Source organism: Actinomyces ruminis (assembly GCF_002154335.2).
Lineage (GTDB): Bacteria > Actinomycetota > Actinomycetes > Actinomycetales > Actinomycetaceae > Actinomyces > Actinomyces ruminis.
The window spans coordinates 1-12,458 of the sequence record NZ_MTPX02000009.1 but is presented as its reverse complement, the minus strand read 5'-3'; the positions used below and the strand labels follow the sequence as shown (position 1 = coordinate 12,458).

The 12,458-nt window shown below is 69.2% G+C and carries 13 protein-coding genes and 1 pseudogene; 6 read left to right on the top strand and 8 right to left on the bottom strand.

All coding sequences use genetic code 11. The features are described from left to right. Positions 1 to 110: 110 nt before the first annotated feature. From BW737_RS01140 to trhA, 3 genes are all read right to left on the bottom strand, one after another. On the bottom strand, positions 111 to 605 hold the full coding sequence (locus BW737_RS01140) for a GreA/GreB family elongation factor (RefSeq protein ID WP_086614865.1): 495 nt from the start codon (positions 603 to 605) through the stop codon (positions 111 to 113). A gap of 82 nt (positions 606 to 687) precedes the next feature. After that, positions 688 to 1,722: a PPK2 family polyphosphate kinase gene (locus BW737_RS01135; protein WP_086614864.1), complete on the bottom strand. Its 1,035-nt coding sequence runs from the start codon at positions 1,720 to 1,722 to the stop codon at positions 688 to 690. Between the two features lie 242 nt (positions 1,723 to 1,964). Then, a complete protein-coding gene (gene trhA, locus BW737_RS01130; RefSeq protein WP_086614863.1) occupies positions 1,965 to 2,663 on the bottom strand; it encodes a PAQR family membrane homeostasis protein TrhA in 699 nt (232 codons plus the stop codon). A gap of 177 nt (positions 2,664 to 2,840) precedes the next feature. Here trhA and uppS point away from each other — a divergent pair, with 177 nt between their 5' ends. The 4 genes from uppS to BW737_RS19700 all read left to right on the top strand — a co-directional run bounded on the left by uppS (position 2,841) and on the right by BW737_RS19700 (position 5,244). Then, positions 2,841 to 3,713, top strand: coding sequence for a polyprenyl diphosphate synthase (gene uppS / locus BW737_RS01125; RefSeq protein ID WP_086614862.1), 873 nt, complete (start codon positions 2,841 to 2,843; stop codon positions 3,711 to 3,713). Between the two features lie 198 nt (positions 3,714 to 3,911). Then, positions 3,912 to 4,340, top strand: a complete 429-nt coding sequence (locus tag BW737_RS19710; protein WP_257210328.1) for a PIN domain-containing protein — start codon at positions 3,912 to 3,914, stop codon at positions 4,338 to 4,340. Positions 4,341 to 4,390: 50 nt separating this feature from the next. Beyond that, positions 4,391 to 4,525: a hypothetical protein gene (locus tag BW737_RS19705; protein WP_257210327.1), complete on the top strand. Its 135-nt coding sequence runs from the start codon at positions 4,391 to 4,393 to the stop codon at positions 4,523 to 4,525. Then, on the top strand, positions 4,516 to 5,244 hold the full coding sequence (locus tag BW737_RS19700; protein ID WP_257210326.1) for a PhoH family protein: 729 nt from the start codon (positions 4,516 to 4,518) through the stop codon (positions 5,242 to 5,244). The genes BW737_RS19705 and BW737_RS19700 overlap by 10 nt, the downstream gene beginning before the upstream one ends. Positions 5,245 to 5,353: 109 nt before the next feature. Here BW737_RS19700 and BW737_RS01115 read toward each other — a convergent pair. From BW737_RS01115 to xseA, 3 genes and pseudogenes are all read right to left on the bottom strand, one after another. After that, a pseudogene (locus BW737_RS01115) lies at positions 5,354 to 6,309 on the bottom strand (carbohydrate kinase family protein). A gap of 61 nt (positions 6,310 to 6,370) precedes the next feature. Further along, positions 6,371 to 6,661: an exodeoxyribonuclease VII small subunit gene (locus BW737_RS01110; protein WP_086614861.1), complete on the bottom strand. Its 291-nt coding sequence runs from the start codon at positions 6,659 to 6,661 to the stop codon at positions 6,371 to 6,373. 184 nt (positions 6,662 to 6,845) lie between these two features. Then, positions 6,846 to 8,171, bottom strand: a complete 1,326-nt coding sequence (gene xseA, locus BW737_RS01105) for an exodeoxyribonuclease VII large subunit (RefSeq protein WP_180271984.1) — start codon at positions 8,169 to 8,171, stop codon at positions 6,846 to 6,848. A 78-nt stretch (positions 8,172 to 8,249) separates the two neighbouring features. Between xseA and BW737_RS01100 the strand changes: the two genes are divergently transcribed. After that, positions 8,250 to 9,314: a 4-hydroxy-3-methylbut-2-enyl diphosphate reductase gene (locus BW737_RS01100; protein WP_086614859.1), complete on the top strand. Its 1,065-nt coding sequence runs from the start codon at positions 8,250 to 8,252 to the stop codon at positions 9,312 to 9,314. Between the two features lie 258 nt (positions 9,315 to 9,572). Here BW737_RS01100 and BW737_RS01095 read toward each other — a convergent pair whose 3' ends face one another. Next, positions 9,573 to 10,076, bottom strand: coding sequence for a hypothetical protein (locus BW737_RS01095; protein WP_180271973.1), 504 nt, complete (start codon positions 10,074 to 10,076; stop codon positions 9,573 to 9,575). Between the two features lie 159 nt (positions 10,077 to 10,235). Further along, complete coding sequence (locus tag BW737_RS01090) at positions 10,236 to 11,519, bottom strand: DNA recombination protein RmuC (protein WP_086614858.1); 1,284 nt, start codon at positions 11,517 to 11,519, stop codon at positions 10,236 to 10,238. Positions 11,520 to 11,588: 69 nt separating this feature from the next. Between BW737_RS01090 and ychF the strand changes: the two genes are divergently transcribed. Next, a partial coding sequence (ychF, locus tag BW737_RS01085) for a redox-regulated ATPase YchF (RefSeq protein WP_086614915.1) occupies positions 11,589 to 12,458 on the top strand: 870 nt, incomplete at its 3' end.

Here is a 12,458-nt window from a genome sequence, read left to right as displayed (position 1 = left end):
CTGGACCTCCACGCTGGCGGGGCAAGCCCCAAGCGCGGATTCGGGGAGGTATGGGCGTGTCCCGTTCTCACCGCACGGGCGGGAACGGGACACGCAGCTGAGCAGATGTGTCAGAGAGCCTTGACGTCGATGATCTCCGCGGAGATCTCCTTACCGGTGGGGGCGTTGTAGGTGACGGTCTCACCGGCGCGGTGGCCCATGAGGGCGCGGCCAAGAGGGGCGTCGGGGGAGAAGACCTTGACCCCTTCGGGGACGTCCTCGGTGATCTCCTGCCCGCCCAGGGCGAAGGTCTGTTCGCGACCGGCGACTTTCGCGGTTACGACCGTGCCCGCGGTGACGGAGCCATCGAAGGCGGCGGCGCCGACCTGTGCGTGCTCCAGCATCTCGGTGAGTGTGACGATGCGGGCCTCGTTGAGCGACGCCTCTTCGCGAGCCGCGTGGTAACCGGCGTTCTCGCGCAGATCGCCCTCCTGGCGGGCGGCCTCCACGCGCTGGGCGATCGCCTTGCGGTCAACGTTCTTGCGACGCTCGAGTTCCTCGGTGAGTCGGTCGTACGCCTCCTGGGTGAGCCAGGTGCCCTGCTGTTCGGTGGTCTCTTCGGCCATGGTTCCTCCTTGCGAACGGGCGGCAGTAACCGTCAGAAATCCTCAGAAATCCTCAGGTGCTGTCTGGATATAAAGAGCGAGTCTATACGCTCCGGTCGGATCGCGCCTCGGCAGCCGCGGCATCGACGACGGCGTCCTTGCTGTTGGCCCGCCTCAGCCGCTCCTCGCGGCGGGCGTCGTAGCGGGCGAGCGAGCCGGGGGAAAGGGTGGAACGAACACGCTCCCGCTCCGCCTCGACGTCGAATGACGCCGGTGGCCAGGAGACCTGCTGCTCCGCCAGGGCGCGCAGCAGCAGCTCGGTGAGCACTAGCCGCGCGTACCACTTGGAATCCGCAGGCACCGCATACCATGGAGCCGCCTCGAAGGAGGTAGCCGGCAGCATCCGCTGGTAGATCGCCTGGTAGTCGAACCATTTGGCGCGCGTGCTCAGGTCCGACGGCGAGTACTTCCAGCGCTTGTCCGGGCGGTCAATGCGCTCCAGCAGACGCAGCCCCTGCTGCTCGTGCGAGATCATCAGCGCTACCTTCAGGATCGTGGTGCCCGCCGCGATGAGTTCCTCCTCAAAGCCGCGGATCTGCTCCACGCGCTCAGTGAAGGCGTTGTCGTCGAGCATGCCACTGGCTCCGGGAACGAGGATGTCCTCGTAGTGGGAGCGGTCGAAGAAGCCGATCATGCCGGGTCCCGGCACGGCCATGCGGATCCGCCACAGGAAGTCGTGCGCCAGCTCCTCCTCGGTGGGGGTCTTGAAGGCCTTCAAATGCACGCCCTGCGGATCGACCAGTCCCATGACGTGCCGTGCGAGCCCGCCCTTTCCGGAGGTGTCCAGGCCCTGGGCAACCACGAGGATGCGCTTGGGGGAGCCCTCCCTAGAGGCGGCGAACAGGCGCTCTTGCAACGAGGCCAGCAGCGGTGTGGCTGCCTCCACGTAGACGGCCGCCTCCGCCTCGCCGCCATCCCATCCGGGGGTGGCCGCGTGTTCGAAGGACGCCAGGACGAAGGAGGGCTCTACGCGCAGGGCCGCGCGCGGATCGAGGGACCAGCGGCTCACATCGCGCAGCGGGCCGCGGCGAAGGTGGTCGTGTGCGGAACTGCCGTTCTTGCCGTTCTTCTTGGGCATCTCGGTTCCCCGTCCTGTACCGGTCGCGTGGATCACAGCGTAGCTGTGCGCGGGTCTGCCTCTCGCACACGACTTTGCCTCTGAGACACGCGTTTTCGGCGCTTTGCGGGTGCTTAGCGCGTGTAGAACTCCAAAACACGTGTTCGTGGCGGGATCGCGTGTCTATGAGGTGAGCGCGCGCCGCGGTGGTTTCGCCGGTCCGGGGTCTGCGAGGCCGGTGGAGGGGTGCGGCTCCTGCTCCCTCAACCCAGCACGGCCAGGTAGCAGGCCGTGCACTGGCAGGCCCAGGCGGCCACCGTGCAGGCGTGGAAGATCTCATGGAAGCCGAACCAGCGGGGGAACGGGTCGGGGCGCTTGCGCGCGTAGATGATGCCGCCGACCGTGTAGACAACGCCGCCGGCCACCAGCAGCCACACGATTGCCGGGCCGCCGGTGACCCAGAACTGAGGCAGGAACCACAATGCCACCCAGCCGAGCAGTATATAGAACAGGGTCGACAGCCAGCGCGGCGCCGTCGGCCACAGCAGGGTGGTCAGGATGCCGAGCACAGCCCCGCCCCACACGATTCCCAGCACCAGACGGGCCGTGTTGGCGTTCAGCAGCGCCACCGACAGCGGCGTGTAGGTGCCGGCGATCAGCAGGTAGATGTTGGCGTGGTCGAAGCGCTGCAGCACCGTGGACACGGCGCCGGGGAAGTGGCCGTTGGAGATGTGATACACGCCCGAGTTGGCGAATAACAGCAGCGAGCAGACCAGGTAGGCGGCACATGCCCACTTGAGTCCTGCGCCCGGTGCCAGCGCCGTCAGCACGATGCAGGCGGCCAGCGCCAGTGGCGCGGTACAGGCGTGGATCCATCCGCGTAGCTTGGGTTTGACGGCGCGGGCGAGGTCGTTGGCGGCGCTGATTGCGGCCGCGCCGCGCGACTGGACGGAAGTACGCATCGACGGTTCTCCTCACGTGGACGTCCCACTAACCTACGCTACCGTAACTTACGCCTCCGTAGGTTCAGGGAGAGGGTGGGCTAGGGCTCACTCGCGTACCCTCGGAGCCAGGCGCTCCCACCGGCCCTGGTGCGGTGGCGTCATAGTGGGCCGGCGCGCAAAGGAAAGAGACGAGACATGGCGGGCGACAACCTCCTCTACAACATCTATGAGCGTCGCCTTGCCGCCCAGGTCAAACCCGAACGTGTGCCCCAGCACGTGGGCGTCATCCTCGACGGCAACCGCCGTTGGGCGCGGGCCATGGGGATCGGCACCGCCCAGGGACACAAGCGCGGCGCCGATAAGATCGAGGAGTTCCTTGGCTGGGCGGAGGATGCCGGGGTCGGGGTGGTCACCCTGTGGCTGCTGAGCACCGACAACCTCTCTCGGGACCCGGCGGAACTCTCCCCGCTGCTGGACATCATCGCCCACGCCGTAGACGAACTGGCCGCCACCGGCCGTTGGCGGCTGCGCCTGGTGGGCGCCGTCGACCTGCTGCCAGCGCCCGTGGCCGAGCGGCTGCGTGCGGCCGTAGCATCCACCGCTCCCGCCGACGGCACCGCCGGTGAGGGCGGTCCTGCGGGCGCCGACGACGGCGAGGCCCAGGTGGATGCGGCGGGACCCGCAGACACCCCCGGCGCGGCGGCGGACGCCGACGGAGATTTGCGCATGCAGGTCAACGTTGCCGTCGGCTACGGCGGGCGCCAGGAGATCGCCGACGCCGTGCGCTCCCTGCTGCGAGAGCGTGCCGCCGCCGGCGCCACGCTGGAAGATGTGGCCGACTCCCTATCCGAGGAGGACATCACCGCGCACCTGTACACCAAGGGGCAGCCCGATCCCGAGCTGGTCATCCGCACCTCGGGTGAGCAGCGCCTGTCCGGCTTCCTGCTGTGGCAGTCGGTTCACTCCGAGTACTACTTCTGTGAGGTGTACTGGCCGGACTTCCGCCGCATCGACTTCCTGCGGGCGCTGCGCGACTACGGCCGACGCGAGCGCAGGCTGGGCAAGTAGCCGAGGATCCTCCGGGCGCCGGGCCGCGCTGTCGGCGAGGCGCGTCTGCGCCGACCGTACGTCCATGCCGACGGTTGCGCGGCCACCACGCCCATCGTGCTCAGCGTTCCGACAGTGACAGCGGGTATGGTGAGCGGTATCACAGACGGGTCTGGTCCGGAGTCGGGCGCAGCCCGCCGAGCACAGACGGAGACAGCTATGCGAACCTACGTCCTGGACACCTCGGTCCTACTGTCCGACCCCCGCGCCGTGCTGCGCTTCGACGAACACGCCGTAGTGCTGCCGGTCGTGGTGGTCACCGAGTTGGAGGGCAAGCGGCACCATCCCGAACTGGGCTACTTCGCCCGCTCTGCGCTGCGGCTGCTCGACGGTCTGCGCGAACAGCACGGCCGGCTCGACCGCCCCATCCCCGTCGGTGACCGCGGCGGCACGGTGCGGGTAGAACTCAACGGTGCCGACGACCACGTACTGCCCGCCGCCATGCGCCTGGGCGACAACGACTCCCGCATCCTGTCGGTGGCCGTGACCCTAGCCCGCCGCGCCCGTCAAGGCAGTGACGACGACGGCGAGGTGGTGGTCGTCTCCAAGGACCTGCCCATGCGTATCAAGCTGCCGCCGTCGGCCTGATCGCAGAGGAGTACCGGGCCGAGCTCGCCAGCGAGGACATCTACTCCGGTATGACCGCCATGACCATCACCGAGGAGGAGATCTCCCGGCTATGGGGCGACGGCGTTCTGGACCTGTCCGGGCTGGCGGACGAAGAGGCGGCCGACGACCTGGCCGCCCAGCCACCCACACCGGCGTGGTGGTGACTTCCCCGCGCGGTTCGGCGCTCGCCACCGTGGTCGGCGGGACCCTGCACCTGGTCGACCCTTCACGCGAGGTCTTCGGCGTGCGCGGGCGCAGCGCCGAACAGCGTATCGCCATCGATCACCTGCTCAATCCCGACATCGGCATCGTGTCGCTCGGCGGCCGCGCCGGCACCGGTAAATCCGCCCTGGCGCTGAGCGCCGGCCTGGACGCCGTCGTCAACCGACACGAGCACCGCAAGGTGATGGTGTTCCGGCCCCTGTACGCGGTGGGTGGGCAGACCCTCGGCTACCTGCCCGGCGACTCCGCGGAGAAGATGTCTCCCTGGGCAGACGCGGTGTTTGACACCCTCAGCTCGGTGGTTCCCACGGATCGGATCGACCGCATCGTTGCCGCCGGGCAGCTGGAGGTGCTGCCGCTGACGCATGTGCGCGGCCGCTCCCTGCACGACGCCTTCGTAATCGTGGACGAGGCCCAGTCGCTGGAGCGCAACGTGCTGCTGACGGTGCTGTCCCGGATCGGTCAGAACTCCAAGGTGGTGCTCACTCACGATGTCGCTCAGCGGGACAACCTGCGGGTGGGACGCTGGGACGGCGTGGTCAGTGTGGTCGAGTCGCTTAAGGACCGGGACCTGTTCGCCCACGTGGACCTGGTGCGCACCGAGCGCAGCGAGATCGCCGAGCTGGTTACGCGCATGCTCGACGAGGTGCCGCTGTACTGACTGATCACCGGCCGCTGCCCCCTGCGCCGAGACCGGCACTAGTGACGCGCCGAGACCGGCAGACATTTCGGCTGCCGCGCCGCCCATAAGCGGGGCACCGCAGCCCGGGTCAGGCGCCGTACGACTCCAACTCGGCGCGGGTGGGCGGGTTGGCGCCGGCGCGGGAGACGGTGATGTCGGCGATGGCGGCCGCATGCCGCAGGACGCGCTCCAGCGCGGCGGCGTTGATGTTGCGCAGTGCCTCGCGCTGCTCGGCGCCCACCAGGCCCTCGGTCCAGATGCCATCCTCGAGTCCGCCCATGAAGGAGTCGCCTGCGCCGACGGTGTCGGAGACCACCACGGTGGGGTCGGCGGGCACCTCCATGCGCAGCCCTGAGGCGGTCACGGCCAGCGAGCCCTGCTTGCCGCGGGTGACTACGACGACGGCCGCGCCCAGCTGCAGCCAGCCGCGCGCCACGGCCTCGACATCCGCGTCCTCGCCGTAGAACCACTCGATGTCCTCATCGGAACACTTGACCACATCGGCCAGGGAGATCAGCCGCTCGACCTGGGCGCGCGCCTGCTCGGGCGTGCCCATCAGCTGTGGCCGGGCGTTGGGGTCATAGCAGATCGTGGAGGTGGCCCGGAAGTCGGATAGCACCTGCTCGACCGTGGCGGCTCCGGGCTCCAGGATCGCGGCGATCGAACCGGTGTGCACTAGTAGCGGCGCCGCCGTGCCTTCATCACGCTGCGGGTAGGGCGGATTCCAGTCCAGGTCGAATACGTAGGTGGCGGCCCGGTTGGCGCCGATGGTGGCCTGTGCCGTCGAGGTGCGCTCGGCGCCGTCGGAGCCCGGCGTCAACCGCACCCCGGAGGCCTCGAGGTGCGCCTTTACCGCCAGACCGCGCGGGTCGGTGCCGATCCAGCAGTCCAATTCGGCGTCGCGGCCCAGGCGGCTGAGTCCGAGCGCGACGTTGGCGGGAGAGCCGCCGGGGATGTCTTGGGCGGGCTGGCCGGGGTGGATGACGACGTCGACGAGCGCCTCGCCGATGACGAGGCGGTGCCTGCGGGGCCGGGTGCGGACATGTTGGGGCTCCTCATGGTTGATAGGCGGTGGCGACAATGGACGGAGATGAGCCAGTACGGGTCAGAAGGGTGTGGAGTCGGTGTCGGGACCGGCGGAGTCGGCGGACTCGCCGCTATCGCCGGCGACGGCGGCCAGACGGGCGCGTGCGTCGTCGAGCCAGGACTGGCAGCGGGCGGCCAGGGCTTCGCCGCGCTCCCAGAGCTTCAGCGCCTCCTCCAGAGGCACCTGGCCTGCCTCGAGGCGCTGGACGACGCCGACCAGTTGCTCGCGGGCCTGCTCGTAGGGCAGGGAGGCAACGTCGGCGTTGGCGTCTGCGGCACCGATTGGCTCAGCGGGGGAGGACACGCTCATGCCCCGATTCTTACATGCGTGCGCTCGCTACGCGCCGGGTCTGCGCGCCCAGTTAGCGGCGGCAGCTCCATATCGGATTCGGGCGCAGTCACCCCGGGAACCGGCTTGCCGCCGCGCTGCATCCCAATTGATGAGGCAGGCTCTCCGCGCCGGTGCGCCTCGCGCCGGCGCGGGTCGCGTCCCGTTATTCGGGAGAGCCGGAGGTGGGCTTGGTGGTGCCCACAACCTGCGCCACCAGGCGGCCCGAGGCCAGCACGCCCTCGATCAGGTCGCCCTTCTTAAGCTGCTGGGCGGAGGTGATGATGCCGCCGCTCGGGCTGCGCAGGATCGCATAGCCGCGGTCGAGCACGCCCTGGGGGGACAGGGCCCGCAGGTGGGCGCGGTCGGCGCGCAGTTCGGCGTCGGCCAGGGACAAAGTGGCGGACAGTGCCCGGCGCATGCGCGCGCGGGCCTGCTCCAACTCGGCAATGCGGTCGCGCACGATGAGCGTCGGATCGGCCATCACCGGACGGGCCAGTACCTGGTCCAGGCCCCGCTGCTCGGCGTCCAGGCGAGCGCGCAGCACCGAGCGCATGCGCTCGCGGGCCTGGTCCAGGCCCATCACTTCCTCCGCCAGGTCCGGCACAATGCGACGGGCCGCGTCCGTGGGGGTGGAGGCCCGATAGTCGGCCACCAGGTCCAGCAGCGGGCAGTCGGTCTCGTGTCCGATTGCGGAGACGATCGGGGTGCGGGCGGCGGCCGCGGCCCGCACCAGTCCCTCATCGGAGAAGGGCAGCAGGTCCTCTACGGCCCCGCCCCCGCGCGCCACGACGATCACGTCCACGCCCGGGTCGGCGTCGAGTTCGCGGATGGCGGCGGTGACCTCCCGCACCGCCTGCGCCCCCTGCACGGCGACCTCGCGGATTTCGAAGGGCAGTCCGGCCCAGCGCAGACGCGCGTTGACGACGACATCGTCCTTGGCCTTGGCGTTGCGGCCGCAAATCAGCCCGACCTTGCGGGGCAGGAACGGCAGCGGGTGTTTGCGCTCGGCGTCGAACAGGCCCTCGGCTGCCAGGATCCGGCGCAGCTGCTCGATGCGGGCCAGCAGGTCGCCGATGCCGATCGGACGGATGTCATCGGCGCGCAACTCCAGGCTGCCGCGCTTGGTCCAGAAGCGCGGTTTGGCGTGGACGACGACGCGGGCCCCCTCGGTGACCTGCGTGCCGGTCGCTCGCTCGATGGCGGTCAGTTCACGGGTGAACACGGATACGGACATGGACATGTCGGCGTCTGCGTCCCGCAGGGTCAGGTACTGCATGCCCGAACCGGGACGGCGGTTGAACTGGACGATCTGTCCCTCGACCCACACGAAGGTCATCTTGTTGACGTACTCGTCGATCTTGGTGGACAGCAGCCGCAGCGGCCAGGGGTTTTCCGGAGTGGTCTCGCGCGCCAGACGGGCCAGGGGCCGGCTCGTGCCGGCGCCATCGGCCTGGGCGGCGGGTGGGTTCGGTGGCGCCTGCGCGGGTATGCGGCGGGGCGAGGGGTCGGTCACGGGCTCCACTGTGCCACGTTAAACGCTGCCCGTGCGTGTTCGCCGGGCAGGCTCATGTGGCACAGTGGGAGCGTGACGACTGCTCAAGCTGCTGCGGGTGCGCCGGATCCTGCCGGCCGGCCCGGAAAGCGCATTCTGTTGGCCTCTCCGCGTGGTTACTGTGCCGGCGTGGATCGCGCCGTTGACGCCGTGGAGCAGGCTCTGGCCCTGTATGGGGCGCCGATCTACGTGCGCAAGGAGATCGTGCACAACAAGTACGTGGTGGAGGCGCTGTCGAAGCGGGGCGCGGTGTTCGTCTCCGAGACCGACCAGGTGCCCGAGGGGGCGCGGGTGGTCTTCTCCGCCCATGGCGTTTCCCCAGCCGTACACGCGCAGGCGGCCGCCCGCCACCTGCAGACGATCGATGCGACCTGCCCGCTGGTTACCAAGGTGCACAAACAGGCAATCCGCTTCGCCAAGGAGGACTACGACATCATCTTGGTCGGTCACTCCGGCCATGAGGAAGTCGAGGGGACCCAGGGGGAGGCGCCCGACCATATCCAGGTGGTCAATGGGCCCGATGAGGTCGGCTCCGTACAGGTGCGCGACCCCGACAAGGTGGTGTGGATCAGTCAGACCACCCTGTCCGTGGACGAGACGATGGAGACGGTGCGGCGTCTGCGGGAGCGCTTCCCGAGCCTGATCGACCCGCCCGGTGATGACATCTGCTACGCCACCCAGAACCGGCAGGGGGCTGTCAAGAACATTGCCCCACAGGTGGACGTGATGATCGTGGTCGGCTCCGGCAACTCCTCCAACTCCGTGCGGTTGAAGGAAGTCGCTCTGGAGGCCGGCGCGCCCGCCGCGCATCGGGTCGACTACGCCCGCGAATTGAATCCCTCCTGGTTCGACGGCGCGAACACCGTGGGACTGACCTCTGGGGCTTCGGTACCGGAGATTCTGGTGCGCGAAGTGATCGAGCGCCTGGGGGAGCTGGGTTTTACCGACGTCGAGCAGGTGCGTACCGCGACGGAGAAGATCGCCTTCTCCTTGCCCAAGAACCTGCGTGCCGACCTCAAGGCCGCTGCCGGTGGCCGCGCCCCAGAGCGAGAGCGTCCCACGCATGACCACACTCGCTGAAGCACCGACCGTGCCGGTGAGGGGTGCGGTCGGTACTTCAGCGGTTAAGTGCGCGGTTGTCTCGTGACCGGGCGTCGGGTTCGGCTCGCGGGTCAGCCGATGATGCCGGCCAGGGCTTCGGCGTCGGCCACGACCCGATCGAAGGGGACCAGCCATACCGGGCCGCTCGGGGAGCCAACCTGCACCACCAGGTGCTCGGCCTTAAGGCAGTCCAGACGCGAGGCGGTGTCGTTGCCCTGTGTCTGCCATGAGGGTTCCTCACTGGGAATGACGTAGCTCCCAGCGCCGGGTTCGCCCAGCGCAGCAGGAGGACGCGGGCGCCGGCGCGCGCCGGGACCTCGGGTTGGTAGCCAGTGAGGAGGCGACTCCCTTCGCCGAACCAATGCCTACGGCTTCTGCGAGCGCGCCGTAGGTGGTGCAGACTGCAGGACGGTGGGCGACCAGCATGGACATTGCGCGCGAGATGCGCTCACGGGCGGAGGAGTCCGCCGCGGCGTCGGCGATGGCGCGTACGCGTGCGCCGGTCAGGTGGGCTGTCTCGGCCAACTCGGTTGAGCTCAGCCCGTTGGCGAGTCCGCGCAGGATGAGGCTGTCGCGCTCATCGCGCAGCGTGTTGAGCTGGTCCTGCAGCTGCTGCTGCCTGGAGGCGAGTGCGTCCAGGTGATCGAGCACCTCCTCCGCGCTTGCGCCGGGTGCGGAGGAGGCTTTGCGGTGGGCGGCGTCGACGCTGGACGGGGGACTGCTGGTGGTTGCGGCTGCCATGTAGGAAGGACCTCCACGGGTAGGTTCAGAGATTGCCAGGTACGCTAGGGTGCGCGCCTGGAAGGTTGCTGTGAGATATCATGTGCAACTAGTTTATGCGAATGAAAGTGTATATGTAACCCCATCGTTGCGAATCATCGGTGCGGTGGAATCCTGCCGCTACTCGGAGGGCGTCGTCAACTCGGCGCTGGCGAAGCGTCTGACCTGCGCATGATCCGGCGGCACCGGCTGCGGTGCGGCCAGGCCGTCGCCGAAGGTCTCGAAGGAGCGGGCCGTTACCAGCAGCCGCGACTCGATGGACCCAACGGCTTGGTTGTACGCGATCACGGAGCGCGTTAGAGCGGCGCCCAGGGCGTCGAGGTGTTTGGCGACCGTGCCGAGGCGCTCGTACAGCGTGCGACCCAGTTCCACCAGCTCGCGTGCGTCATCGTTGACGGCGGTGCGGGCCCACGCGGTCGCGCAGGTCCGCAGCAGTGCCAGCAGTGAGGCGGGCGTGGTCAAGGCGACCCCGCGGTCCAGCGCGTGTTCCATGAGCGTGGGATCGGCCTCCAGCGCCGCGGCCAGGATCGGCTCGGCCGGCACGAACAACACCACCAATTCCGGAGAGTCCTGGAGCGTGCGCGCATAGTGGCGGTCGGCCAGGGCGTCGACGTGCGCGCGCAGCGCCTTGGCGTGCTTGGCCAGCAGTCGGGCTCGGAGTTCTTGCGGTGCGGGCCCGCCGGGGGCGCGGCCCTCGGGGGAGGGGCGGCCGGGCGAGGCGGCCATGGCGGGTGCGGCGCCGTCGGGATCCGCTTCGACCGCGCAGGCCCTGAGATAGGAGTCCAGCGGCACCTTGGCATCCAACGCCAGGAATCCGTCGCCGGGCAGGTGCACGACGACGTCGGGCCGCGACTTCGGGTTGGCGCTTGTGCCGCTGGCGCCGTTGCGGCGACCGACCACGGCGGCCACCGAACGCTGCTCGGAGAAGTCGATATGCCGCATCATTCCGGAGGCTTCGAGCACGCGGGCTAGCTCGACCTCGCCCCACACCCCGCGGGAGGAACGCGAGCGCAGAGCACCCTCGAGCGCCGTCGTCGTGCGGCGCAGCTCGCGATCGGATTCGGCCCCTGCCCGCAGCTGCTCGGTTAGCGTGGCGTGCTCGGCGGCGCGCTGCTGCTCCATCTGCTCCACCCGGGCGCCAACCTGCTCCAACTGGGAACGGACCGGTGCGAGGGCGCGCAGCACCGAGCCGTCGCGCTCGGCGCGTTCCTCGGCCGCGGCGGTGCGGGCGGTCAGCTCCTCGGCGCGCGCCCGCCACTGGGCCGCCCTCAGCGCGCAGGGCGGCGACCTCATCGCGGCCGCCGGCGCGGGCAGCAGCCGAGCGGCTACCGCCAGGGCGTAGCCGGAAACCGCCCCGACGAGCAGGCCGATGAGCAGGAGCAGGATGGGGAGCGCTGTGGACATGGTTCCACCATGTCACGAGCCGCCGACACGAATTCCGGCTGCTTAACGGTGGGCCGCTACACTCGCCCCGTGGCACTCACTATTGGAATCGTTGGACTGCCCAACGTCGGCAAGTCAACCCTGTTCAACGCCCTGACCCGGGCGACCGTACTCGCGGCGAACTATCCCTTCGCCACGATCGAGCCGAACGTTGGTGTGGTGCCCCTGCCGGATGCGCGACTGGATGCGCTGGCGCAGATGTTCAACTCCCAGAAGATCGTGCCCGCCACCGTCTCCTTCGTGGACATCGCCGGGATCGTGCGCGGCGCCAGCGAGGGAGAGGGTCTGGGCAACCAGTTCCTCGCCAACATCCGTGAGGCCGACGCCATTTGCATCGTCACCCGCGCCTTCGACGACCCCGATGTGGTCCACGTGTCCGGCAAGATCAACCCCGCCTCGGACATCGAAACCATCGCCACCGAGCTGATCCTGGCGGACATGCAGACCCTGGAGAAGGCGATCCCGCGTCTGGAGAAGGAGGTGCGGGGCAAGAAGACCGACGCCGCCGTGCTGGAGACCGCGCGGGCCGCGCTGAAGGTGCTGGAGGACGGCGAGCTGCTGTCGGCCGCCGCGGCGGGCAAGGGGCTGGACACCGAGATTCTGCGCGAGTTCCAGCTGATGACCACCAAGCCCTTCATCTACGTGTTCAACATGGACGACGCCGGCATGCACGACGCCGCCCGCCAGCAGGAGCTCGGCGCGCTGGTGGCGCCGGCGGAGGCGGTATTCCTGGACGCCCAGTTCGAGGCCGAGCTGGTGGAGCTGGAACCCGAGGAGGCCGCCGAGATGCTGCACGAGAACGGCCAGGACGAGTCCGGCCTGGACAAGCTGGCGCGCGTCGGCTTCGACACCCTCGGCCTGCAGACCTTCCTGACGGCGGGGGAGAAGGAGTCGCGCGCC

Coding starts and splice junctions, on each gene's coding strand:
- trhA (WP_086614863.1), bottom strand. CDS start 2,663: ATGCGTACTTCCGTCCAGTCGCGCGGCGCGGCCGCAATCAGCGCCGCC.
- BW737_RS01140 (WP_086614865.1), bottom strand. CDS start 605: ATGGCCGAAGAGACCACCGAACAGCAGGGCACCTGGCTCACCCAGGAG.
- BW737_RS01100 (WP_086614859.1), top strand. CDS start 8,250: ATGTGGCACAGTGGGAGCGTGACGACTGCTCAAGCTGCTGCGGGTGCG.
- BW737_RS19705 (WP_257210327.1), top strand. CDS start 4,391: ATGACCGCCATGACCATCACCGAGGAGGAGATCTCCCGGCTATGGGGC.
- uppS (WP_086614862.1), top strand. CDS start 2,841: ATGGCGGGCGACAACCTCCTCTACAACATCTATGAGCGTCGCCTTGCC.
- BW737_RS19710 (WP_257210328.1), top strand. CDS start 3,912: ATGCGAACCTACGTCCTGGACACCTCGGTCCTACTGTCCGACCCCCGC.
- BW737_RS01135 (WP_086614864.1), bottom strand. CDS start 1,722: ATGCCCAAGAAGAACGGCAAGAACGGCAGTTCCGCACACGACCACCTT.
- BW737_RS01110 (WP_086614861.1), bottom strand. CDS start 6,661: ATGAGCGTGTCCTCCCCCGCTGAGCCAATCGGTGCCGCAGACGCCAAC.
- BW737_RS01095 (WP_180271973.1), bottom strand. CDS start 10,076: ATGGCAGCCGCAACCACCAGCAGTCCCCCGTCCAGCGTCGACGCCGCC.
- BW737_RS01090 (WP_086614858.1), bottom strand. CDS start 11,519: ATGTCCACAGCGCTCCCCATCCTGCTCCTGCTCATCGGCCTGCTCGTC.